The sequence below is a fragment of the Blautia acetica genome (assembly GCF_038739805.1).
Lineage (GTDB): Bacteria > Bacillota > Clostridia > Lachnospirales > Lachnospiraceae > Blautia.
Genome location: NZ_JBBEWO010000003.1, coordinates 53,204 through 75,537 on the forward strand (window position 1 = coordinate 53,204; position 22,334 = coordinate 75,537).

General features: G+C 46.0%; 19 protein-coding genes, 4 tRNA genes and 2 riboswitches. Of the genes, 5 read left to right on the forward strand and 18 right to left on the reverse strand.

The window, feature by feature from the left end:
• Positions 1 to 3: 3 nt before the first annotated feature.
• The 4 genes from WBS51_RS02780 to WBS51_RS02795 form a co-directional block, all read right to left on the reverse strand.
• On the reverse strand, positions 4 to 990 hold the full coding sequence (locus WBS51_RS02780; protein ID WP_294459133.1) for a diaminopimelate dehydrogenase: 987 nt from the start codon (positions 988 to 990) through the stop codon (positions 4 to 6).
• 135 nt (positions 991 to 1,125) lie between these two features.
• Complete coding sequence (locus tag WBS51_RS02785) at positions 1,126 to 2,310, reverse strand: phosphoribosylaminoimidazolecarboxamide formyltransferase (RefSeq protein WP_173747173.1); 1,185 nt, start codon at positions 2,308 to 2,310, stop codon at positions 1,126 to 1,128.
• 24 nt (positions 2,311 to 2,334) lie between these two features.
• Positions 2,335 to 3,048 carry an IMP cyclohydrolase gene (locus WBS51_RS02790; protein ID WP_173747172.1) on the reverse strand — a complete coding sequence of 238 codons (714 nt, stop codon included), beginning with the start codon at positions 3,046 to 3,048 and terminating at the stop codon, positions 2,335 to 2,337.
• Positions 3,049 to 3,166: 118 nt separating this feature from the next.
• A riboswitch (ZMP/ZTP riboswitch) is annotated at positions 3,167 to 3,245 on the reverse strand.
• Positions 3,246 to 3,272: 27 nt separating this feature from the next.
• Positions 3,273 to 3,827, reverse strand: a complete 555-nt coding sequence (locus WBS51_RS02795) for an N-acetyltransferase (protein ID WP_173747171.1) — start codon at positions 3,825 to 3,827, stop codon at positions 3,273 to 3,275.
• A 131-nt stretch (positions 3,828 to 3,958) separates the two neighbouring features.
• Here WBS51_RS02795 and WBS51_RS02800 point away from each other — a divergent pair, with 131 nt between their 5' ends.
• Positions 3,959 to 4,414, forward strand: a complete 456-nt coding sequence (locus WBS51_RS02800) for a CYTH domain-containing protein (RefSeq protein ID WP_294459134.1) — start codon at positions 3,959 to 3,961, stop codon at positions 4,412 to 4,414.
• A 94-nt stretch (positions 4,415 to 4,508) separates the two neighbouring features.
• Here the strand turns inward: WBS51_RS02800 and WBS51_RS02805 are convergent, their stop codons facing one another.
• Positions 4,509 to 5,528, reverse strand: a complete 1,020-nt coding sequence (locus WBS51_RS02805; protein WP_173747169.1) for an ABC transporter substrate-binding protein — start codon at positions 5,526 to 5,528, stop codon at positions 4,509 to 4,511.
• Positions 5,529 to 5,624: 96 nt separating this feature from the next.
• Positions 5,625 to 5,888 (reverse strand): toxin PIN, encoded by a 264-nt coding sequence (locus WBS51_RS02810; RefSeq protein ID WP_180211069.1) that lies wholly within the window; start codon positions 5,886 to 5,888, stop codon positions 5,625 to 5,627.
• A 190-nt stretch (positions 5,889 to 6,078) separates the two neighbouring features.
• Here WBS51_RS02810 and proC point away from each other — a divergent pair, with 190 nt between their 5' ends.
• Complete coding sequence (gene proC, locus WBS51_RS02815) at positions 6,079 to 6,873, forward strand: pyrroline-5-carboxylate reductase (RefSeq protein WP_342694040.1); 795 nt, start codon at positions 6,079 to 6,081, stop codon at positions 6,871 to 6,873.
• 68 nt (positions 6,874 to 6,941) lie between these two features.
• Here the strand turns inward: proC and WBS51_RS02820 are convergent, their stop codons facing one another.
• The 9 genes from WBS51_RS02820 to WBS51_RS02860 form a co-directional block, all read right to left on the reverse strand.
• Positions 6,942 to 7,967 carry a D-alanyl-D-alanine carboxypeptidase family protein gene (locus WBS51_RS02820; RefSeq protein WP_173747167.1) on the reverse strand — a complete coding sequence of 342 codons (1,026 nt, stop codon included), beginning with the start codon at positions 7,965 to 7,967 and terminating at the stop codon, positions 6,942 to 6,944.
• A 78-nt stretch (positions 7,968 to 8,045) separates the two neighbouring features.
• Positions 8,046 to 8,119: transfer RNA gene (locus WBS51_RS02825), tRNA-Met, on the reverse strand.
• 32 nt (positions 8,120 to 8,151) lie between these two features.
• A tRNA-Val gene (locus WBS51_RS02830) sits at positions 8,152 to 8,224 on the reverse strand.
• Positions 8,225 to 8,249: 25 nt separating this feature from the next.
• A tRNA-Met gene (locus WBS51_RS02835) sits at positions 8,250 to 8,323 on the reverse strand.
• 32 nt (positions 8,324 to 8,355) lie between these two features.
• Positions 8,356 to 8,428: transfer RNA gene (locus WBS51_RS02840), tRNA-Val, on the reverse strand.
• A gap of 218 nt (positions 8,429 to 8,646) precedes the next feature.
• Positions 8,647 to 11,301, reverse strand: a complete 2,655-nt coding sequence (locus tag WBS51_RS02845; protein ID WP_294459142.1) for an ABC transporter permease — start codon at positions 11,299 to 11,301, stop codon at positions 8,647 to 8,649.
• Complete coding sequence (locus tag WBS51_RS02850) at positions 11,298 to 11,981, reverse strand: ABC transporter ATP-binding protein (RefSeq protein WP_294459145.1); 684 nt, start codon at positions 11,979 to 11,981, stop codon at positions 11,298 to 11,300. The genes WBS51_RS02845 and WBS51_RS02850 overlap by 4 nt, the downstream gene beginning before the upstream one ends.
• A gap of 117 nt (positions 11,982 to 12,098) precedes the next feature.
• Positions 12,099 to 13,016 (reverse strand): sensor histidine kinase, encoded by a 918-nt coding sequence (locus tag WBS51_RS02855; RefSeq protein WP_173747164.1) that lies wholly within the window; start codon positions 13,014 to 13,016, stop codon positions 12,099 to 12,101.
• On the reverse strand, positions 13,013 to 13,693 hold the full coding sequence (locus WBS51_RS02860) for a response regulator transcription factor (RefSeq protein ID WP_173747163.1): 681 nt from the start codon (positions 13,691 to 13,693) through the stop codon (positions 13,013 to 13,015). The genes WBS51_RS02855 and WBS51_RS02860 overlap by 4 nt, the downstream gene beginning before the upstream one ends.
• A gap of 171 nt (positions 13,694 to 13,864) precedes the next feature.
• Between WBS51_RS02860 and sigG the strand changes: the two genes are divergently transcribed.
• Together sigG and WBS51_RS02870 are read left to right on the forward strand one after the other, a co-directional pair.
• Entirely contained in the window at positions 13,865 to 14,644 is a 780-nt protein-coding gene (gene sigG, locus WBS51_RS02865; RefSeq protein ID WP_173747162.1) for an RNA polymerase sporulation sigma factor SigG, read from the forward strand.
• 80 nt (positions 14,645 to 14,724) lie between these two features.
• Positions 14,725 to 15,597, forward strand: a complete 873-nt coding sequence (locus WBS51_RS02870) for an AraC family transcriptional regulator (RefSeq protein WP_294459149.1) — start codon at positions 14,725 to 14,727, stop codon at positions 15,595 to 15,597.
• Positions 15,598 to 15,658: 61 nt separating this feature from the next.
• Here the strand turns inward: WBS51_RS02870 and gnpA are convergent, their stop codons facing one another.
• From gnpA to WBS51_RS02885, 3 genes are all read right to left on the reverse strand, one after another.
• Positions 15,659 to 17,824 (reverse strand): 1,3-beta-galactosyl-N-acetylhexosamine phosphorylase, encoded by a 2,166-nt coding sequence (gene gnpA, locus WBS51_RS02875; RefSeq protein WP_291683393.1) that lies wholly within the window; start codon positions 17,822 to 17,824, stop codon positions 15,659 to 15,661.
• Positions 17,825 to 18,004: 180 nt separating this feature from the next.
• Positions 18,005 to 19,621, reverse strand: coding sequence for a Na+/H+ antiporter NhaC family protein (locus WBS51_RS02880; RefSeq protein ID WP_294459154.1), 1,617 nt, complete (start codon positions 19,619 to 19,621; stop codon positions 18,005 to 18,007).
• A 110-nt stretch (positions 19,622 to 19,731) separates the two neighbouring features.
• A riboswitch (Lysine riboswitch) is annotated at positions 19,732 to 19,900 on the reverse strand.
• A 114-nt stretch (positions 19,901 to 20,014) separates the two neighbouring features.
• Positions 20,015 to 21,544 carry an LCP family glycopolymer transferase gene (locus tag WBS51_RS02885; RefSeq protein WP_294459156.1) on the reverse strand — a complete coding sequence of 510 codons (1,530 nt, stop codon included), beginning with the start codon at positions 21,542 to 21,544 and terminating at the stop codon, positions 20,015 to 20,017.
• Between the two features lie 173 nt (positions 21,545 to 21,717).
• Here WBS51_RS02885 and WBS51_RS02890 point away from each other — a divergent pair, with 173 nt between their 5' ends.
• Positions 21,718 to 22,314 (forward strand): cytidylate kinase-like family protein, encoded by a 597-nt coding sequence (locus tag WBS51_RS02890; RefSeq protein ID WP_173747156.1) that lies wholly within the window; start codon positions 21,718 to 21,720, stop codon positions 22,312 to 22,314.
• The last annotated feature ends 20 nt before the right edge of the window (positions 22,315 to 22,334 follow it).

The window sequence follows — 22,334 nt, forward strand, 5'->3', positions numbered from 1 at the left end:
TTTTTACAGCATATGTGCACGGAGTTCTTCCGGAGTCTCAAGGCTTAAATAAGCAGGTGCCACGTCAAATACGGTCTTGCAGCCTGTCTGTCCTTCCCGGCTCATGCGGTATGCCGCTCTTGCATATGCAGCAATGACAGAAGAAGTAAATTCTGGGTTGGAATCCAGCTTCAGACTGTATTCCACTACATGCTTATGCTCATCTTCCCACCCTGTGCTACCTGTACGGATAACAAAACCGCCGTGAGGAAGCCCTGCATGGTTGGCTGCCATTTCTTCCGCAGTAATGAAATGTACGGTTGTATCATACTCGTCAAAATAGTTTGGCATGGTTTTAATTTCGTTTTCAATCCTTACTTTGTCTGCACCGTCCTCAGCTACTACGAAGACTTCTCTTGTGTGCTTCTGGCGTGTGGTGAGTTCCGGATTTTCTCCGTTTCTTACTGCTTCCAGTGCGCTTTCCACAGGAATGGTATACTGTCTTGCGTCTAAGACTCCTTCAATTCTTCTCACTGCATCGGAATGGCCCTGACTGACACCTTTTCCCCAGAAGGTATAATCCTTACCTCCCGGCAAAATCGCATTGGCGTATAAGCGGTTCAGAGAAAACATACCCGGATCCCATCCCACAGAAATCATGGCTGTCTTATTTCCTTTCTTTGCCGCTTCATCTACAGCTGCAAAGTGTTCCGGAATTCTTGCGTGTGTATCAAAACTGTCTACAACGTTAAAATACTGTGCAAACTCCGGTGTCTGTACCGGCAGGTCTGTAGCGCTTCCGCCGCAGAGAATCAGCACGTCGATTTCATCTTTCATACTCACAGCCTGGTCTACATGATATACCTTTGCTGTCTCTGTAAGAATCTTTACCTCTTCGGGATTTCGTCTGGTAAAGACAGCAACCAGTTCCATATCCGGGTTATGTTTCACTGCGCACTCCACACCACGGCCTAAGTTTCCATATCCTAAAATACCAATTCTAATACTCATGTCACACTCTCCTATCTGTTTGTAGCCTGTATTTTCTCTTTCAGAATATATCAAATATCCTTTCTTTGTCAATGCCTGATTGAAAAAAAGGGCTGCGCAGAAGCGCAGCCACTTTTTTGTTATACCATGGTTGATTTAGTGATGGAACAGGCGAATTCCGGTAAACGCCATAACCATATTGTATTTGTTGCAGGTCTCAATAACCGCGTCATCTCTGACTGAGCCTCCCGGCTGTGCAATATAAGCTACACCGCTTTTGTGTGCGCGCTCAATGTTGTCAGAGAATGGAAAGAAGGCGTCAGAGCCAAGGGTCACTTCCTGAAGGGTATCCAGCCATGCTCTCTTTTCCTCTCTGGTAAAGACTTCCGGTTTCTCGGTAAATGTTTTTTCCCACGCACCGTCAGCCAGCACGTCCATGTATTCCTCGCCAATATAAACGTCAATGGCATTGTCTCTCTCTGCACGGGTAATGCTGTCTTTAAACGGAAGGTTCATAACCTTCGGGCACTGTCTTAACCACCAGTTGTCTGCTTTCTGTCCTGCCAGACGGGTACAGTGTACACGGGACTGCTGTCCAGCGCCTACACCGATGGCCTGTCCGTCTTTGACAAAGCATACGGAATTAGACTGTGTATATTTCAGAATTATCAGAGAAATCTTCATATCTCTTTTTGCTTCTTCGGTAAGTTCTTTTTTTTCTGTCACCAAATTGGAAATCAGTGCATCGTCAATAGCCAGTTCCTGACGTCCCTGCTCAAAGGTAACACCAAAGACCTGCTTGTGTTCCAGAGGAGCCGGTACATAGTCCGGGTCAATTTCAATGACATTGTAATTGCCTTTTTTCTTCTGTGCCAGAATTTCCAGGGCTTCTTCTGTGTAGCCCGGCGCAATGACACCATCGGAAACTTCTCTCTTAATGAGCATAGCGGTATCTTTATCGCACACATCAGAAAGGGAAATGAAGTCACCAAAGGAAGACATACGGTCTGCGCCCCTGGCTCTTGCGTAAGCACAGGCAATGGGAGAAAAGTTTTTCCAGTCCATATCGTCTACCCAGTAAATTTTTGCCAGAGTTTCCGTAAGCGGAAGTCCTACCGCTGCGCCTGCAGGGGATACATGCTTAAAAGAAGTTGCCGCCGGAAGACCTGTGGCTTTCTTTAAGTCTCTGACTAACTGCCAGCCGTTAAACGCGTCCAGGAAATTGATATATCCCGGTTTTCCTGACAATACTTTAATAGGAAGTTCTGCACCCTCTTCCATGTAAATTCTGGAAGGTTTCTGATTCGGATTACAGCCGTATTTCAAAGCTAATTCTTTCATAACAAAGTTCTCCTTTCCCGTTTCTTATTTATTTTTATTCACAATTCTGGTTTCATACTTGCCTGTTTCAATATCAATAAAACGCACAAACAGAGAAACTTTGTTGTCCTCATTGAGACTGCTCCATACCTGCTCTGTAAAAGCGTCAATTTCATTTGGAATACTTACCAGCTTCGGTTCGCCTTCAAAACTTGGCAGCGGATTGCCGTCATGCATATAAGTATGAATAAAATGGCCCTCTCCTGCCACCGGATTTTCGTAAGCGAAGGTATAGCGGTTGCAGGCCTCCGGATTTCCATTGTTGCTCTTTAAAATGGACATGGCATAATTGTATTTCCCGCCTTCCACATGCATAATACCGGAAATACGAGGGGTATAGTTTGGTCCGTCCGGCTCAAACTCCCTACATCTCAAGGACTGCTCAAAAGTCATCTGTTTGTCCATGCCTTCATAAATTGTATCGGTCTGGTCTCCGTTTGTCACAATGGTTTTGTTTCCCAATACACGCACAGGCGCGTAGATAATCAGACTTGGATCCACTAATTTGGAAGGGTCAAAGGCCTGTGTGCGGATGCCTTCTCCTTCTTCTACAAATACGCGGTTTCTGCTGTTTTCACTTCTTCCCATAATGAAGTAAGCGGCAACGGCCTTTTTTCCGTCCTCTGATTTTCCCAGCACAATTCCTCTGCCCGGATACGCATTGTCTCTCAATTCTTTTTCCAGTGATAACATTTCCATGAACATTTCTCCTTTTCCTGCTGTTCTATGATAAGATGAAATCCTGCCCGGAAGACTTTTCCCTTTCCACAGCGTCTTCTGACCTTCCCGTGAAATAAGAAAAAGCCCACTTTCCGAGCATATGTGCCCAGACGGTCGGCTTCTGCGGCTTATACTCCCCGTGGTCATTTCCACTTCCGTCAGTCATATAAGCACTTAAAACATACCATTTTGCAAAAGGGTTGTCAATCCCCTTTTCTGTCCTTTTCCCTTCTTGTTTTTAATTTTTTCCCAAGTATCAGCCGGGGCAGTCCCCCATAAAGCTCTGCTTCTGCCAGGATTTCATAACCTGCTCCCTGCATATTCTTCAGGCTGAAGCGGTTATCCGGGTGCACGGTACAAAGACAATACCACTGACTTAAGTCCCCGCGCTTTTTCAATGCTTCTTCTGCCGCCTCAAGCATCTTCCTCTGCAGTCCGTTTCCACAGAAAACTTTCTTTACAGCCGCCGTATCCATGTATACCAGATGTTCCCGCTCTTGTTCAGAAAGGGCTGTATACTCTGCCATGTATTCTTCCTTTTCCTCAGGAAAGAGCACGGCAAAAAAACCTGCCGCTTCCCGACTTTCCCGCTCTCTGGCCAGAATCACAAAACTGTTTCCCAGAAGCGCGTCTAACAGACAGGCTCTGTCTCCCGCTGCAAACCATTCCTTTTTCTGTACGTTTCGGGCAGCGTCTTCCATAATTTCCACCAGTTCCTCTATCTGCTCTGCCCCTGCCATTTCCATGACAAATTCCATTTTTCCGCCTTCCTCCTTGCTTTTTTCATCTGAAAATTATATGATACTTTTAGCTTTTCATCAAGAGAAGCCTGACTGTTTTTTCATTCAGGATTTACCGCACCGCAGCTATGCGGAGAAAAGGAGTTTTTATGGAAATCGAACGCAAATATCTGATTCATCAACTTCCCAAAGAACTGGAAACCTTTCCCTCCAGAAAAATCCAGCAAGCCTATCTCTGTATCAATCCGGTTGTCCGTATTCGCAGACAGGACGACGATTATTATCTGACCTACAAAGGAAAAGGCATGATGGTACGGGAGGAATACAATCTCCCCCTGACCAGGGAAGCCTACCAGCATTTAAAAGAAAAGGCGGATGGCCTTGTGCTCTCCAAAACCAGGTATCTGCTTCCCCTTCCCAATGACCTGACCATTGAACTGGACGTTTTTGACGCTCCCTATGAAGGTCTTTGGCTGGCAGAGGTAGAATTTTCCACAGAAGACGAGGCAAATGCCTTTGTTCCCCCTGCCTGGTTCGGGGAAGATGTGACTTTCTCCTCTGCCTATCACAACAGCACCTTATCTTCAGGCAAAAAAAGGGGCTGACTTCAGCGGCTATCTGCTCCAGGCCGTATCCACGGAATGCGATCCGAATACAGCCTGGGCAGATAACTCACCAAACCACGTTTCACCAACGGCTTTACTTTGCCGCTTTCTCGGCGTATTCTGTCAGTACCAGTTCTTCATACGGCGCCGGCTGCTCCAGTTCCCCTGCGCTTTCCAGAATATCTTCCAGAAGTTCAAAACTCTCCTGTTCAAAAATAAGATTTTCTTTCCAGGTATCCTGTTCCTGATAACGCTTCACAATAGCCGTAATGGTTTCCAAATCGTTTTCTTCAAACTGAGGTTCAATCATAGCAGCAATTTCTTCCGGGGTATGAGAATTCACATAATCCATCCCCTTTTGCAGCGCCCGGACAAATCCCTGAATCAGCTCTGGATTCTCTTCAATATAACTCTCTTTTGCGCTGTAAGCCGTATAGGGCACATAACCGGATTCCACACCGCAGGACGCTACCACATAACCGGCTCCTTCCTGTTCCAACATGGTGGCCGAAGGTTCAAACTCCACGCTGAATTCCCCCTGTCCACCGGAAAAAGCCGCTGCCGTAGAGCCAAAGTCTATACTCCGGTCAATGTTCATATCTTTTTCGGGGTCCATACCTTTTTCTTTCAAAATATATTCAAAAACCATTTCCGGCATACCGCTTTTGCGTCCTCCCAGAATATCTTTTCCCTTTAAGTCCGTCCATTGAAAATCCGGCATTTCTTCTCTTGCCACAAGAAAATTTCCGGCTCTCTGGGTAAGCTGGGCAAAATTCATCACCTTGTCATTCGCCCCCTGCTGATACGCATAAATCGTTGCTTCAGAACCCATAAAACCAATATCAGCCTCTCCTGACAACAGTGCAGACATGACTTTATCAGCGCCGAAACCGGTTACCAGTTCCAGTTTAATGCCCTCTTCCACAAAATATCCCTCTTCGATGGCCACATACTGAGGCGCATAGAACACAGAATGAGCCACCTCATTTAATGTCACCTTTGTCAATTCTTCCTTTGTATCCTCTTTCCCGTTCTCCTTGTTTGTTCCGCAGCCTGTAAGTCCCATGCTCAGGCACAAAAGGGCTGCAAAAAGCATGCTTACTTTCTTTTTCATAATCTCTCCCCCAAAATTCAAAAATCCCGCAAAACCTGCCGTAGATTCTGCGGGTATACTATACTCTATGATACGGGGAAAGATTGGATACAAAGACTACAGTTTCGGCACCTTTTTTTCCTTTTCTTTCAAATATCTTTTTACGCCCTCCACATCCGTATAGGCAAAGTGACGCAGTTCATTTTCCGCAAGCTGTCCCAGTTCTTCCAGATCAGAACTTCCGGTAAAGGGACAGATTGGTTTCAAATCTTCTTCTGTCAGTCCTAATTCCTCCATCTGTTCTTTGGTAATATACTGGCTCACCTCAATTTTGTTGCAGGCTTTGCAGTGGTACACCGTAAAAATCTCTCTGCTTATCATGTTTTCTTACTCCTTTTTTCTCACTTTTGGTTCTTTGTCTTATTTTAGTATATTTCCTTCTTTTTGTACAGACCGGAACCTTCAGAAAACAGGCTCTATTTTTTTCCGGGAAATCTCTTCTCCGGCAAAAAAAACTGTGCTAAAATAGAACAAATCCTGTATATTTTATCTCAGAAAGGAAGGGTTCTTTATGACATTAGGTTTTATCGGATGCGGTAATATGGCCTCCGCCATTATTTCCGGCATTCTGGAAAAAGAAATTGTAAAAAAAGAGGAAATTTTCGCCTCCACAAAATCCGAAGTTTCCGCCCAAAAAATCACGGACGCTCTGGGTATCTCCTGCTCCACGGATAATCTCGCAGTGGCAAAAAAAGCCGATTATCTCTTTCTCTGTATCAAACCCCAGTTCTGTGGGGATGTAGCGGAAGAAATCCGGGACTGCCTGCCTGACGGACAGGTTCTGATTTCCATTATCGCCGGAAAAAATCTGGACTGGCTGCAGGAAAAATTCGGAACAGACAAAAAAATCATCCGCACCATGCCCAACACCCCTGCTCTGGTGGGAGAAGGCATTACCGGCGTCTGCCCAAACCTGTTTGTATCCCCGGATGAAATCCGTCAGGTGCTGACCCTGCTGCGCTCTTTCGGACGTGCTGACGTAGTGACAGAACCGATTCTGGATGTTGTGGGGGCTGTCAGCGGAAGTTCTCCCGCTTTTGTCTTTCTGTTTATTGAAGCCCTTGCAGACGGGGCTGTAGCGGAAGGAATGCCCAGAAAACAGGCTTATGAATTTGCCTCTCAGGCTGTTCTTGGAAGTGCAAAAATGGTGTTGGAAACAGGAATCCATCCCGGCGCTTTGAAAGATATGGTATGCTCACCTGCCGGAACCACCATTGAAGGCGTAAACGTGCTGGAAAAGGAAGGCATGCGCAGTGCAGTCATGGACGCTGTACGGGCTTGTATTGCAAAGACAAAAAAGCTGTAAGACTGCAAAAAGGGGCTGCGCACTATGATTCGTGCGTCAGCCCTAAAATCAGATTGTGAACCAAGTCGCTATTCGCCAACAATTGCTGCCCCAATCTGGCTGTATATATTCTCTGCGTCCAGAATATGAAAGGGCTCTGTATCATGATTTCCCTCTGCACCGGCAGTCACCAGAATGTATTCCTGCCCTTCCACTTCAGCCAGACTGGCCAGGCACAGTCCTGCTGCAGAAGTAAATCCCGTTTTTCCACCTAAAATTTCGCCGTCTGTCACTTCCAGGCTGTCTTTTTTCTCATACATGGTACTTTCAAAGGTAATCCCTTCCGGGTACTCCTGGGTTGGAGCTGTGGTATAGGAACGAGTGGTAAAGACCTGATAAAAAGTCTCGTTCTTTAAAGCGTATTCCAGCAAAACCAGAATGTCCTGTACCGTAGAATAGTGATTCTCATCATGGAGACCTGAGGCATTGACAAAGTTCGTATTTGTCATTCCCAGCTCTTTTGCCTTCGCATTCATTTTTTGTACAAATCCCGCCTCATCCCCGGCTATTTCACAGGCCAGAGCCATACAGCAGTCTGCGCCGGAGGGCAGCATTAACCCATACAGAAGGTCTCTTACCGAAACCGACTCTCCCGGCTTGAAGCCAGCCATAGAAGCCCCTCTTTCGTACAGGGCCAGTACCTCATCTACGGGAATCACAATACTTTTATCCAAATCCTCGAATTCTTCAATGGCTACCAACGCTGTCATAATTTTCGTCATAGAAGCCGGATAAATCCTCTCCTCCGGGCTTTTAGACGCCAGCACCTTCTGATTCTTCAAGTCTTTTACAATAGCCGCCTTACTGTAAATATTCATATCAATTTTTACATTCAGACGCTCTTCCAGTTTTCTCTTTTCCTCTGCTTTTCGTTCTTCCTCTTCCTGCTTTTTCTGCGCTTCTTCCCTTTCTATCCGCAGCTTTTCCTCCTGCCTCTGGTCATATTCCCGCTTTAGGGAAATGCCTCCGAATATGGCTGCAAAACCTGCCAGTGAGCAGGTACACACTATGGCCAATTTTCTTCTTAACTGCTTCTTTCGCTGTTCCTTCCTCATAATTCTCCGCCTCTTTTTTGTGCGAAAACACCCTTTCCACACAACCGTCTTGTGCAAAAAGGGCATTCTCCTAGTAAATAGCGAGAGGGGGATTCGAACCCTCGACACTACGGGTATGAACCGTATGCTCTAGCCAACTGAGCTATCTCGCCATGTTCTGTTCTTCTGTTTTTTGGCAAAAGAATGGGACCTATAGGGCTCGAACCTATGACCCTCTGCTTGTAAGGCAGATGCTCTCCCAGCTGAGCTAAGATCCCATTTGATTTTATGTCTTTCGACAAGTAGCGAGAGGGGGATTCGAACCCTCGACACTACGGGTATGAACCGTATGCTCTAGCCAACTGAGCTATCTCGCCATGTTTTGTTCTTTTGTCTTTTAGCAAAAGAATGGGACCTATAGGGCTCGAACCTATGACCCTCTGCTTGTAAGGCAGATGCTCTCCCAGCTGAGCTAAGATCCCGTTCTGTGTCAGCCGTATCGCTGACTGCTTTGCTATTATATACTGAAATTCCATGAATTGTCAACACCTTTTTTCAAATTTTTTCAAAAACTTCAATTTTTTTAAATTTATCCCCTTTTCAAGGGGCATTCCTTCGCCGGCAATCCGCAAGACTGCTGCATTTTCAGCCAATGTGTCTGTCTTTCGGATTGCCTTGTGAAGGCACAGCCCCGTATTTTTTATTCCGCCTCCCGCATTCTTTCCACCACGCTCTTCTTCTGGCTCTGACGGTAAGCGACCAGCGAAATTCCTCCTGCCACCAATGCAAACACCGGCAGCATTATCAGAAACGGAATGGCTGTATAGCGATAGGCAAAGCACATGATTACATTGTTTAGGGCACTGACAACGAAATAGGCGATGATGCTTCCTGCTGTCACACTGATAACGCCCGAAATCAACAGATGATACCCACTCTCCCACAAGAGCATTTTCCGTACCTGTTCCTTTGTCATGCCAATGCTCTGCATGACGGCCAGCTCCTGCCGTCTGGACAAAATACCCGTCAGCATCGAATTGGCAAAATTCAGAATTCCAATCATGGCAATTGCGGCACAAAGCCCGTATCCCACCGCCGACACTCCGTCAATCATGCCGGAAAAGTCTGCTTTCACACTTTCTTTGGACAGATACCCCATGGACGTGTTCTCCTCTTCTGTATAGTATTTCAGATATCTGTCAAAAGCTTCTGCATTCTCTGACTCCACGGTATAAGATTTTGCAAACATGACGGCTTTGGGGCACTTCTTCATTTCTTCCAGCGGAAGAATGGTGGTAATGGCATTGATGGAATACGCATGGAGGTTCATACTGCCTGGAAGGGCTTCCACGATGGCCATAACCTCATACTCTTTTTGTTCCAGGTTGGTAAGACCAGACCCCAGTGCCTCTCCGTTTTCATCATATTCTATTTTCTGTTCTGTCCGAGAGGTGGGTGTCTGCAGCACAAGTTTATCTCCCGGCTCATAAAAGCTGTCGCCCTTTTCCGCATTGTCTGTGCAGACACTCTCCTGTAAAATCACATACTTTCCGCTTTTGAATTTTCCCAAATCAATGGTGCCTTTTATTGCTTTCAAATGTTTCAGCATGGATTCTGAATATCCATAGCGGTTCTCATTCAGAGCCATTTCTCCCCTGCCCATTTTTTCTTTATCTTCCTCTCTCGCTCTGTAATAAGAGCCTGTATCTATCTTTCCCTCTTCATCCAGCTTCCGGAATTCCTCCTGCCCTTTTTCGGACAAAAGATGTTCGGAATTCAAATACCAGAGTTCCGAAGCGCCTGTAATTCCCTGCTGACTGTCTGCCCCCTGCACATAAGCTTCATCAATCTGAAAGTCCATGACTCTGAGAGAAGCGCTGGTCCAGTTGGTATTTCCAATCATGTAATCTCCTGCTATCCGCTCCTCCAAATACTGTTCTATCCGAAAGCTGCCCAAAACCGTCATAACCAATTCCAGCAAAATCACGCTCAGAGAAATCGAGGTAATCACTAACACGGTTTTCTTTTTGTTTCTTCCCAGATTGGAAAAGGCCATTCTGGCAATTTGGGCACCCTTTTGGGACTTCTTGATTCGTTTTCGTTTCAGGCCGCCTTCCGTATAGCGCACTGCCTCTATAGGAGATACATTTCCTGCAATTTTTACTGGTTTGCGGCAGCTGACAAACACGGTCAGCAAAGAGAACACACCGCCGAACACCAGTATCCAAATGTTGAAATAAAAGCTGCCGCTGCCTGTGAATGTACTGATTTTTGCCAGCATGGGAAGCAAAAGCTGTCCCAGAAAATACCCCAGCATCACTCCTAAGGGAATCCCCACACCGCACAGCTTCCACACCTGCCGGCAGACCAGTTTCTGCAGCTGCTTTTTCGTAGTTCCAATGGTTTTCAACAGTCCGTAAAACCGGATATCCCGGAGAATGGAAAGCTGAAAAATATTATAGATAATCAGGTATCCTGTCACCAGAATCAAAGAGAAAACTGCCGCAAACAGAACCATACTTTCCATATCCAGCTTCTCTGTTCTGGAAGTCATATAGGCCCAGTTGACCCCATAGCGAATGGTATCTGTACCGGACATTTTCGTCTCATTTTCCGGTGTATAGCCTGCCTCTTTGATAGCCCGGATAACCTTATCCTCAATATTTCCGGCATTGTGAAAATACAGATTGCCATTTACCAGTCCCTGCATATCTCCGGTTTTTTCATAATGTTTTAAAAAGTCTTTTTCTGTATAATTTCCCTTTACCTTTTCCCAGTATGCCTTTGAAATATAAAGTTCACTGGCATGGGAAATCTCGCTTCCTTCATACCAGCCGGAAAGAGTAAATTCCTGCTTCATGTTCTTATCCATAAAGGTATATTCAAGCGTTACCTTTTCGCCGACTCTGGCCGGGATTTTCAGTTCCTTCAGGGTAATGGTATCCATGAGAATCTCGTCTTCCTCCTCCGGATAAGCGCCTTCTTTTATCTTTACAAAAGCCCCCTCCAGCTCTTCTTTGCTTCCTGCCAGACGGATTTCCCCCTGCCTCTTTTTCAGGTTATCTGCTATTCCAAGAAAAATGTTCCAGGACGACGAATCCACCTCAGAAGACTTGGAAATCTTCTCATACTGTTCCATGGTCACGGCTTTTAAACCTGCGTGAAATCTTCCTCCTACCTCCTGCATGGTCTGCTCCTGCAGCATCTGCATCATGCCGAATCCCATGGAAAAAACGGCGGTAAACAAAAGGGTAGTCAGACAGATAGCCGCAACGGCGAAAAGGTTCCGCATACGGCTCTGCTTCATAGTTCTGATGGAAAGCTTCTGTATGATTTTTTTGTTGTTATTCCTCATAAATCCTCACCCCCGGATTTGACGATTTTGCCGTCCTCAATGCGGATAATCCGGTCACAAAGCTGGGCCAGGGTTTCAGAATGAGTAATCATGACGATGGTCTGGGAGAACCTGGAATTGGTCAGTTTTAAAAGACCCAGAACCTCTTGCGAGGTCTTCGAGTCCAGGTTTCCGGTCGGTTCATCGGCCAGCAAAATACTGGGTTTTGAAGCCAGCGCCCTGGCAATGGCCACCCTCTGCTGCTGCCCGCCGGAAAGCTGATTCGGCAGGCTGTAGCGCTTCTCTTCCATACCTAAGGTGCGGATAATTTCATCCACATACGCTTTATCCGGCTCCTCCCCATCCAGTTCTATGGGAAGTACGATATTCTCATACACATTGAGCACCGGCACCAGATTGTAGTTCTGGAATACAAAGCCGATGTTGCGCCTTCTGAAAATTGTAAGCTGGGTTTCATTCAGAGAAAAAATGTCCTTTCCGCCCACAAATACTTTCCCTTCTGTAGGATAATCCAGACCGCCCAGCATGTGAAGAAGGGTGCTTTTTCCACTGCCAGAAGTTCCCACCACAGCTGCAAATTCGCCTTCTTCCACGGATAAATTCACCCCGTCCAGGGCCTTTACCCGACCGGTATCTTTTCCATAATATTTTTTCAGATTCTCTGTCTTTAAAATTTCCATAGAGCAAACTCCTCTCCTGTTGTCTTTCTATCTTTGATTCTACAGAGAAAATCTGACATTCCTCTGACAGTTTCCAAAAAAGTTCTGACAAAACTGTCAGAACTCCTTCCGCCTTTGTCACCCCAGAAACAGAAAAACCGAGAAACATGTCCCGCCTCTCCTGCCTTTGGCGACTGTAATATATCCTTTTTCACTTTGTAAAATCACCTGTGCCAGATACAGTCCAAGGCCGCTTCCCTCCTGCTCTTCCGCCTGTTTTCCACGGTAAAACCGACGGAAAATCCGGTTATATTCTGCCTCGCAGATACCGGGGCCCTCATCCGTAATTTTCACCTGCACATACAACTCCATCATCGTTGTTTCTATGAAAATACGGCTGCCTTTTGGACTGTACTTCACCGCATTTTCCAGAATATTTCCTATGGCCTCTGCCGTCCATTTGGGATTGTGGACAGGCATACATTCCTCTACTTTTTCCGTTTCTATGGAAATCTGTTTTTCCTTTGCCAGGGCATAAACCGCGCTGATACTTCTGGCCAGAGTTTCTGTAAGCGGCGCCAAAAACGTATCAAATACCAGAATTCCCTGCTCAATCCGGGAGGCTTTTACTAATGTTTTCATGAGCCACTGCATTTTTTCCGCCTGCTCCTGATTCCGCATCAGAAACTGCCGCTGGTCCCTGCTGCTTAACTTCCCCTCTTTTAAAAGTTCCGTATTCAGCAGAATATTGGCCAGAGGTGTTTTTAGCTGATGAGATATATCAGAAAGCAATTCTGCGATTTCCTGTTTCTCTTTTCCCGCCTGTTCTTCCTTCTGTCTGCTGCGCTTTAATACCCGGCACAGGCGGCTGATGAGCTTGGATTCCATGGTCTCCCGGCTCTCTTTTTCCACCAGTTCTCCCGTCTTTTCAAAGGTATTTAAAACATCTGAAAACACTCGAAGCTGACGCCGGTAATATAGAAAACTTCCCAACCCCAAAGCAATTCCCACTGCTGCAGCCCCCAGACAGATACCTGCAAATACTTCTGCTGTCATCCTTCCTCCTCCCACAGATAGCCAATACCGTGAATGGTTTTCACCGAAGAAGTGCAGCCTGCACTCTCCAGTTTTTTCCGCAGTCTTCCTATATTTACCTGCAGCGTATTGGCATTGACATACCGTCCTCTGCAGTCCCAGACAGCCTCTAAAATCTGATTTTGTGTCAGCACCTGTCCCCGGTTTTCCAGGAAGTATTTCAGCAGTTTATACTCCGTCATACTACATTCTATTTCTTCTTTTCCCACCCATATTTTCATAAAATCGGTGTCCATACACAAGTTTCCGGACTTCACCCGGCTGTCTTTTTTCGGCTTTTTTTCTTCTCTTTCCACCAGTTTTTTCAGGCGCAGTTTCAGTACGGCTATGGAAAAAGGCTTGGTAATATAATCATCCGCCCCGCTTTCCAGCCCCAGAAGTTCGTCTGTCTCCATGTCTCTGGCGGTCACCATAAGCACCGGCACACGGGAGTTTTCCCGTATCTTTCTGCACAGCAAAATTCCGTCCATATCCGGCAGATTTAAGTCCATTAAAACAGCTTTTGGCTGCTCTCTTTTAAAAAGAGCATAACCTTCTCTGGCTGTTCCAGCCTCCCATACCTCATAGCCTTCCTGGGAAAGCACAAAGGAAATTCCCGTGCGCAGTCCCTTGTCGTCCTCAATAAGTAAAATTTTCATTTCGTCCACCTCTCCCAAAGCATACCATGGCTTTTACAGGGATACAAGCCTGTTTTCTCCTTTGTCAAGGACTAAAACTTTATGAAATTTTCCCCGCTTTGGTATATTGTCTCATTCTTGGGAGAATCTTTTTAGTAGATGCTGAAACTACATGATTGGAGGATTCTTGCTATGGCACTCAACAAAGTGGAAATCTGCGGCGTCAATACGGCACGCCTTCCCGTTCTTACCAATGAGGAAAAGGAACAGTTGTTTACACGTATCAAAACAGGTGACATGGAAGCGAGAGAACGGTACATTAAGGGAAATCTGCGGCTGGTATTAAGCGTAATCAAACGTTTTTCCAACAGCAGCGAGAATGTGGATGATTTGTTTCAAATTGGCTGTGTAGGTCTCATCAAGGCCATTGACAACTTTGATACCACACTGAACGTAAAGTTTTCTACCTACGCAGTTCCCATGATTATAGGAGAAATCCGCCGCTATCTGCGGGATAACAATTCTATCCGTGTCAGCCGCTCCCTGCGGGACACGGCCTACAAAGCCATTTACGCCAGAGAAAACTATGTAAAGCAGCACCAGAAAGAGCCCACGATTACAGAAATTGCCGAAGAAATCGGCATGGAGAAGGAGGATATCGTCTATGCCCTGGATGCCATCCAAAGCCCGGTAAGCCTGTATGAACCAGTGTATACCGAAGGCGGTGACACCCTGTATGTCATGGATCAAATCAGCGACAAAAAGAACAAAGAAGATAACTGGATTGAAGACTTATCTTTAAAGGAAGCTTTAAAGCGGCTGGATGACCGGGAAAAAAATATCATTGAAATGCGTTTTTATGAGGGACGCACGCAAATGGAGGTTGCACAGGAAATCGGCATTTCCCAGGCACAGGTCAGCCGTCTGGAAAAACATGCTTTAAAGGCCATGCGCACCTACCTGCGTTCCTAAGCTTCACGCTTCCCCCTTGTTTCCTTTTGCCAAAACCGCTATAATAGCTTTATAAAAAACAAAAGGAACTTCTATTGATTATGAGCAACCAACGTTATTCTCTGGATTTTCACAATCTGGACCGCCCCAAGGCCCAGCTTTTATATGTCACCTGCGCTACTTCGGACAGGGACTGGCACAGTATGGAACACGCCCACTCTTTTTCAGAACTGTTTTTTGTCACAAAGGGCAGCGGTTTTTTCCAGATTGGCAGTAAGAAAATTCCGGTTCAGAAAAATGATTTGATTTTTATTAACCCTAACACGCCGCACACGGAACTGGGAAACCGGGAAAAACCCTGGGAGTATGTTGCCCTGGGAATTGAGGGGGTACAGTTTGGCTACGCCCAAAAAGGAACGCCTTACGACTACAGCCTGTTTTCCCTTCCCCCCGGTCAACAGGAAATCCGCCGGTATCTGGACACGCTGTTAAAAGAGGTGCAGAGCCAGCCTTTAAACTATACAGCGGTGTGCCAGAACCTCCTGGAACTAATACTGCTCTTTATAGCCCGCAGCACCAGGCAGGAACTTCTGACTGCTCCCCAGCAGAAAACCACACGGGAATGTAAGCTGGTGGAGCAGTATATCAATGAGCACTATGCAGAGGACATTACTTTGGAGTTTTTAAGTTCTCTGGTACATATTAATAAGTATTACCTGGTGCATGCGTTTAAAAGCTACAAAGGGATTTCTCCCATTAATTACCTGATTGGACGCAGAGTGGAAGAAGCCAGGTATCTGTTGGAATCCACCAATTATCCGGTTACCAAAATAGGCGAAATCACGGGATTTTCCTCTCAGTCTTATTTTTCACAGACGTTTAAGAAATTTGCGGGGATTTCACCTAATGAATACAGGAAGAAAATGGCCCGGCATGTGCCGGATGGGAAAAAGGCGACTGCTTCCTATTCATAAAAAACAGGGCTGCGCACAAAACAGCCCCGTTTTTCTATAGAATATTCATATCCTCTGAAACTCAGATTTCATACCACTTAATCTCATTCGCTTCCAAATGCAGTGCAAAGCTGCTTCCGTCGCCTTTGTAAACTGTGGTATCCTGTGGTTCATAAGTATTGTTTACCACGCAGTATTTTCCATTCTTCACATACGCATGTACTTCTACATTGTAGTTGTCAGAGAACCATTTATGCAGGTTTTCTTCGTCATGGGAAGCCCAGATAATGGCGCGGTAAAGCACACGGCTGTTTTCAAAGCTGTATGGAAGTCCGCTGATGTATACGCTTCTTCCTTTTCCGAATTCATGGACAGCCATCTGTACTTCTTTATCGGTCTGCTTGATAATCGTGGTTTCCGGCAGAGCGTAAATCGCTTTCTGTCCTTCTCCGAAGTCCACGTCACCTTTGCAGTCTTCTGTTATAAAGTGCTCATGCTCATCCCAGTTGTACTTGTCTGTGTTTAAAGTAAAGCCTGTCTCTTTTTCCACACCCATAACGCCTGCAAGCTGGAAGAAACGTCCTTCGTGCTGGTAAGCGGTAGGTTCCCCTACACCGATGAAACCGCCGCCGTTGTAAATGAATCTCTTCACAGCCGTTACAATGGTTTCGTCTGCCCAGTTTTCGCCGCCTGTATAAGCCGTATAAGCGCCGCCTACGTTTAATACCACATCGATATCGTCCAGAATTGCCGGATTTTCCCGGATGTCGTCAAAGCTGATAAACTGTACGTCAAATGGTGCGCCGCTTAACGCTTCGATAATGCCTGCATAAGAATAATTCTGTTTGTAATAAATGGCATGATGCACCATGTGATTTCCCCATGCACGCATTTTGCCCCAACTGTTTAATACAGCCACTTTCTTGATGCAGTATGGAGTGGTTCCCTTGATGTTTTCATATAAAGTACGGAATTCGTTGCATACGCTTTCCACATAGTCGATAAATTCCGGGAACTCCATCGCCAGTTTCAGATAGCCGCCGTAGCCGATACGGTCGATAGGGCTTCTTAAAATTGCGCGTCTTGCTGTTACCCAGTTTACTTTTGCCTCTTTTACAGGGTCTCCGCCTTCGTGGAATGTATCCGGGAAAAAGTATGGAAGGAAACGGCCTTCTGTGTATTTTACGCCTTTGATATCACTGATAAGACGAAGAGTCGAACCATTTCCCACACTTCCTACCACTGCGTCCAAACCGATGTTTTTAAACTCATCCATGAAGGGCTCCATGCCAATCCAGTGGTCTCCTAAGAACATCATGGCTTCTTTGCCGCACTCGTGGGTGATGTCCACCATTTCTTTTGCCAGTTTGGCAACTTCTCTTCTCTGGAATGCCTGAAAATCCTGGAATTCTTTGGAAGGAATACGGTAGGTATTGTTCATATAGCCCTGGTCAATGATAAATTCCGGGCGGAATTTATAGCCCACTTCTTTTTCAAACTGTTCCAGAATGTAGGGACTTACAGAAGCGGAATATCCGTACCAGTCTACATATTTTTCTCTGGCCAGTTCATCGAAAATCAGGGTAAACTGGTGGAAGAAGGTGGTGTAACGGATAACGTCTACATGTGGATTGTCTGCAATAAATTTGCGCAGACGTTTCATGGAATATTCTTTTGTCTTCGGCTGACGCACATCAAAAGTAATCTGTTTTTCAAAGTTTGTCCAGCCATTTGTCACAGCATTGTACATATGTACCGGGTCCCACATAATGTAAGCCAGGAAACTGACGGTGTAGTCATGAAATTCCTTTGCATTGTGAATGGTCACGTCTCCGGTTTCTTCGCTGTACTCCCACTGGGATGACTCAAGCGGTTCTCCTGTGGTACGGTCCATGACTTCCCACCAGCGTGTGATATCATCGTGGGAATTTACCTTCAGCATATCCGGGTATAAATGGTTCATCAGATGAATGGACAATTCGCTTTCCACAGCTGTGTAGAAAGGCGTCATAATGTACATCTGCTGGATTTCCTCCGGGTTGGCTTTTGCCCAGGCATTGTCCTTTCTTGTCGTGTAATAGGTGGAATATACCTTTGCGTCAACGTTTTTCAGTTCCTCCGGGTAGTCTGTGCCGTCACAGTCACGGATAGCGTCTGCGCCCCATCTTTTTACCAGTTCCAGTGTCTCCGGTACCACATCCACATCTGTAGGAATGGTAACACGTCCTTTAAAATTTGTGTCGCTCATGTTTTTTCTCCTTTCGCAAGTTCGCCTTACTCTATATTCCTAGAATATACAAATTTTTCAAAAATTGCTAGGGTCATGTTGCTGGAAACTTTAGATATCTTGCTGTTTTTCTTTTCAGAAAAACAAAAAGATGAAGCTGTCCAAAAAAACAACTCCATCTTTTCCTTTAAAAATCTTTTTCTATGCTGTCTTTCTGCCGTATTTTTTCTTAATGACCAGCAGAGTTCCCAACATCAGCAGAATCCCTGCCGGAAGGGCAATCCACGCCGTTTTTACGAAACCGGCAATGATATACGTTACAAAGGAAACTGCTGCTGCGGTCAGCGCATAAGGCAGCTGGGTAGTCACATGATTGACATGATTACACTGCGCTCCCGCAGACGCCATAATGGTGGTATCGGAAATGGGAGAACAGTGGTCTCCGCACACAGCGCCGGCCATGCAGGCAGAAATGGAAATAATCATCATCTGCGGGTCTTTGCCTTCAAAAACAGCCACTACAATGGGGATTAAAATACCAAAGGTTCCCCAGGAGGTTCCTGTGGCAAACGCCAGGGCGCAGCCCACCAGAAAAATAATTGCCGGCAGGAAATTCAACAGTCCTCCGGCTACCGATTTCATGGCTGTTGCCACAAAAACGTCTGCGCCCAGACTGTCCGTCATAGCTTTCAGTGTCCATGCAAAAGTCAGGATAAGAATCGCCGGCACCATGGCCTTAAATCCCTCCGGAATGCAGTCCATGCAGTCACGGAAAGACAGCACTCTCCTTGCCGCATAGAAAATCACGGTGAAAACAAAGGCAAAAAAGCTTCCGATAGACAGAGCCAGAGATGCTTCACTCTGTGAAAAAGCAGTCACAAAATCCGTTCCGCTAAAGAAGCCGCCCGTGTAAATCATCCCCGTAATACAACAGATAATCAGCAAAACAATGGGAACTACCAGGTCTGTAACTTTTCCTCTCGGATTTGGTTTTACCGTCTTTTCTTCCTCGTCCGCACGCTTCCCGCAAGTGTAAATATCTCCTTTTAAAGCATTGGCTTCATGCAGGGCCATAGGGCCGAAATCTACCCGCATGAGCACCACGGCAAACATCATAAAAATAGTAAGCAGTGCATAAAAGTTATAGGGAATAGCCTGCATGAAAATGGCCAGTCCGTCCTCTCCCTCTACAAAGCCGCTGACAGCCGCCGCCCAGGAAGAAATCGGGGCGATGATACAGATAGGCGCCGCAGTTGCATCAATCAGATAAGCAAATTTGGCCTTGGAAACATTGTGCCTGTCTGTTACGGGGCGCATTACACTTCCCACAGTCAAACAGTTGAAATAATCGTCTACAAAAATCAGGATTCCCAGAATAATGGTGGCAATCTGGGCACCGATTCTGGTTTTGATGTGCTTTCCGGCCCATTTTCCAAAGGCTGCAGAGCCTCCGGCCCGGTTCATCATACAGACCATAGTTCCCAGAATCACCAGGAAAATCAGAATTCCCACATTGGAGGAATCAGAAAGTACCTGGATAAAACCTTCATCTATGATTTTCAACACCGTTCCTTCAAACTGGAAGTCTGTGGAAAACAAAGCCCCTACTAAAATTCCTACAAACAGGGAACTATACACTTCCTTTGTAATCAACGCAAGGGCAATAGCCACCACTGGGGGAATCAGGGACCAGAATGTAGCATACATATGGGGTTTCGGCGCCTCTTCGGCAGCTGCAAACACGGTCATACTCATCAAAAGCAGCAAGGCTGCAAATATGACAAGGGCCGTCATCATTTTTTTTCTTTTTTGTGTCATCGTTTTGTTCTCCTTTTCTTATCAAACCCTGTTGCATAAGAAAAACCATGAACGATACTCCCTTTTGGGGAACGCGCTCATGGTTTGCCAATAAACGTATGACTGTGACCAATGATGATAGCGCTCCACATATTGTGACAGTACGCTGCATATTCTGCAGCGTCCCAGGGGGAAAATCCCGGGCGGATTTCCCTCCTTCGGCAGTTTCCCCTTTCTCCTTCTGCGGCCGCCCAGCCCTTGCAGAAGAATACTCTTGAAACCTGCACCTCTATCATATATCGTCCCTGGCTTTCGCCAGAAATGTCTTTCTTATTCTGTTCTATACTATAGCATGAATTTTCCAGTGTGCCAAGACCGGTTTTTCCGGATTTTCCTGGAAATTCCCAAAAATATTTATTCCGGAAGCTGTCCTCCGTCTTTCACAGTCTGCATCAGCGCTTTGATGTTGTCTACAGACGTCTGGTCCGGCTGCATAACGTACAATGCAGTTCCCGGCATGGAGTAACAATACTGGCTGTCTCCCGTACCTTCCGCTGCCACAGATTTCATGGTCCAAGTTCCACCGCTGTTTAACTGGCTTTGAATCAGCTTCTGAATCTGGTCCATGCTCATGTTGGTTTCCACGCTGTCGCTGACTTCTGAAATCAGACTCGGGGCTTTCACCAGCATTTCCGGTGTAATCATCTTCTTAAACATAGCCTGGATAACTGCCATCTGATCTTTTCCTCTCTGATTGTCTCCGCCTGGAACGTTGTAACGCTCTCTTGCAAAAGCCAGAGCCTGTTTTCCGTTGAAATGATTGGTGCCCTGCTGTACGTTGATGACCGCACCGCCGTCTCCGTTTGTGGTAAATGCGTACTCGGATTCCACATCAATGCCGCCCATGGAGTCTACCATGGTAATCAGAGACGTAAAGTTGACTCTGGCGTAGAACGGAATTTCAATACCGTAAAGTTTTTCCAAAGTTGCCATGGACTTATCCACACCATAAATACCTGCATGAGTTAATTTGTCCTTGCTGTCTCCGCTGACGCCCGGGATAGTTACATAGTAATCTCTCGGTGTATTGGTCAGAAGAATCTGTTTCGTGGTAGGATTTACTGTAGCAATAATATTCACATCACTTCTGCTCTTGGAAGATACCGGGCCATATACATCAATACCACTAATGTACATATTGAAGGTTTCGTCTTTGACATCCACCTCTGCAGCCTTGCCCTGTACCAGCTGACTATCATCACTTTCTGTCTCAATGCTGTACTGCGCAATAATTTTCACCTGGCTGCTGTATCCCTCATATACCTCTTCCAGAATACCGCCGTAGCCTTCATTGTAAACAATGGCCTGTACACTTCCATCCAACAAAGCGGCCGCCTGCTCATTTAAAGTCTTGTACTCTGCCGTCATGACATCCGTCCCGGCGTCTTTATCTACGTGCTCCATAGCTGCGTCAATGTCCTCTGCATCTTCCGCGTGCTGAATACCGTAAATATAATCTTTGGTGTCCTTTACCTTCTCGGCAGGATCATCGTTTCTGACAACTACCAGCATACTGTTGACCTGCCTGCCCAGGCTGTCTCCACTGATGTCTTCTACTGCATTATGAGTCTGATACATATAGACTGAACCAAAAAGCAGCACCGCTGACATCAGAACACTGACCAGCTTACTGACAATAGCTTTTCCGCGGGTAACCACCTGCATGGTAAACAGCAGGGCTGCAAATACCAGAAGGATCCCTGCCATACCGGCCAGATACTTCGCAGGAACCATCCCCAGTCTCCAGGTAAATCCTATAAAAACAAGTGTCGCAAGAATCTGAATTCCAACCAGTACCTCTCCGGCAATCCGAAACGCTTTCTGGATACGCTTCTTTCTTCGCTTCGCCGGACTCATCTTTTTTCCGCGATTTGTATTTTCCATATGCAATTCTCCTCTTTTTCTATTGCCCCCGGCTTGCCTTCCGGCGGCATCACAGTTCCTAATATAATATAAATCCTGCGAAAAATCAACCTTCCCGTGGAATTTTCGGCATATTTGTGCTATAATATTTACAGAAACAGAGATTGAATTTTATACAGCAAGGAGGTATTTCTATGGCTCACCGTGTAATTACTATTAACCGTATGTATGGAAGTGGGGGAAGGCTTCTCGGCCGGGCGCTGGCCGAAAAACTGGGGATTCATTTTTATGATAAGGAATTAATCCGCCTTGCCAGTGAGGAAAACGATATTCCTTACGAAGAACTCTTAAAGGTAGATGAAAAGAAAGCAAACCAGTGGCGGCTGCCCATCAGCGAACAAATGCAGATGCAGCCCCAGTATCATTTTCACCCCATGAATGACGTGCTCTTTGAAACACAGTCTAAGATTATCAAAGACCTTGCAGCAAAAGAAGACTGTATCCTTGTAGGACGCTGTGCAGACTATATTCTGGGAGAAGACTGTCTGAGTCTTTTTGTTTACGCCCCCTATGAAGAGCGTGTCAAAAATGTAATGGAGCGCCTTGGACGTGAAGAAAAGAGCGCCCGCTCCCTGGTAAAAAAAATGGATAAAACCAGAAAAGCCTACTACGAGTTCTTCACAGACCGGAAGTGGAACGATTTGGGAAACTACCAGCTCTGCATTGACACCAGCCGCTTTTCCCAGAATTTTCTGCTGAATATGCTGGCTGACGTGTATAAACATATGTAACATTCGAAAAGAGGCTGCCT

Excerpts from the sequence above, each read along its gene's own strand:
- WBS51_RS02885 (WP_294459156.1), bottom strand. The coding sequence starts at position 21,544 with ATGGAAAATACAAATCGCGGAAAAAAGATGAGTCCGGCGAAGCGAAGA.
- WBS51_RS02880 (WP_294459154.1), bottom strand. The coding sequence starts at position 19,621 with ATGACACAAAAAAGAAAAAAAATGATGACGGCCCTTGTCATATTTGCA.
- WBS51_RS02795 (WP_173747171.1), bottom strand. The coding sequence starts at position 3,827 with ATGGAATTTGTCATGGAAATGGCAGGGGCAGAGCAGATAGAGGAACTG.
- WBS51_RS02855 (WP_173747164.1), bottom strand. The coding sequence starts at position 13,016 with ATGACAGCAGAAGTATTTGCAGGTATCTGTCTGGGGGCTGCAGCAGTG.
- WBS51_RS02800 (WP_294459134.1), top strand. The coding sequence starts at position 3,959 with ATGGAAATCGAACGCAAATATCTGATTCATCAACTTCCCAAAGAACTG.
- proC (WP_342694040.1), top strand. The coding sequence starts at position 6,079 with ATGACATTAGGTTTTATCGGATGCGGTAATATGGCCTCCGCCATTATT.
- WBS51_RS02870 (WP_294459149.1), top strand. The coding sequence starts at position 14,725 with ATGAGCAACCAACGTTATTCTCTGGATTTTCACAATCTGGACCGCCCC.
- WBS51_RS02820 (WP_173747167.1), bottom strand. The coding sequence starts at position 7,967 with ATGAGGAAGGAACAGCGAAAGAAGCAGTTAAGAAGAAAATTGGCCATA.
- WBS51_RS02850 (WP_294459145.1), bottom strand. The coding sequence starts at position 11,981 with ATGGAAATTTTAAAGACAGAGAATCTGAAAAAATATTATGGAAAAGAT.
- sigG (WP_173747162.1), top strand. The coding sequence starts at position 13,865 with ATGGCACTCAACAAAGTGGAAATCTGCGGCGTCAATACGGCACGCCTT.
- WBS51_RS02810 (WP_180211069.1), bottom strand. The coding sequence starts at position 5,888 with ATGATAAGCAGAGAGATTTTTACGGTGTACCACTGCAAAGCCTGCAAC.
- WBS51_RS02890 (WP_173747156.1), top strand. The coding sequence starts at position 21,718 with ATGGCTCACCGTGTAATTACTATTAACCGTATGTATGGAAGTGGGGGA.
- WBS51_RS02790 (WP_173747172.1), bottom strand. The coding sequence starts at position 3,048 with ATGGAAATGTTATCACTGGAAAAAGAATTGAGAGACAATGCGTATCCG.
- WBS51_RS02805 (WP_173747169.1), bottom strand. The coding sequence starts at position 5,528 with ATGAAAAAGAAAGTAAGCATGCTTTTTGCAGCCCTTTTGTGCCTGAGC.
- gnpA (WP_291683393.1), bottom strand. The coding sequence starts at position 17,824 with ATGAGCGACACAAATTTTAAAGGACGTGTTACCATTCCTACAGATGTG.
- WBS51_RS02785 (WP_173747173.1), bottom strand. The coding sequence starts at position 2,310 with ATGAAAGAATTAGCTTTGAAATACGGCTGTAATCCGAATCAGAAACCT.
- WBS51_RS02860 (WP_173747163.1), bottom strand. The coding sequence starts at position 13,693 with ATGAAAATTTTACTTATTGAGGACGACAAGGGACTGCGCACGGGAATT.
- WBS51_RS02780 (WP_294459133.1), bottom strand. The coding sequence starts at position 990 with ATGAGTATTAGAATTGGTATTTTAGGATATGGAAACTTAGGCCGTGGT.
- WBS51_RS02845 (WP_294459142.1), bottom strand. The coding sequence starts at position 11,301 with ATGAGGAATAACAACAAAAAAATCATACAGAAGCTTTCCATCAGAACT.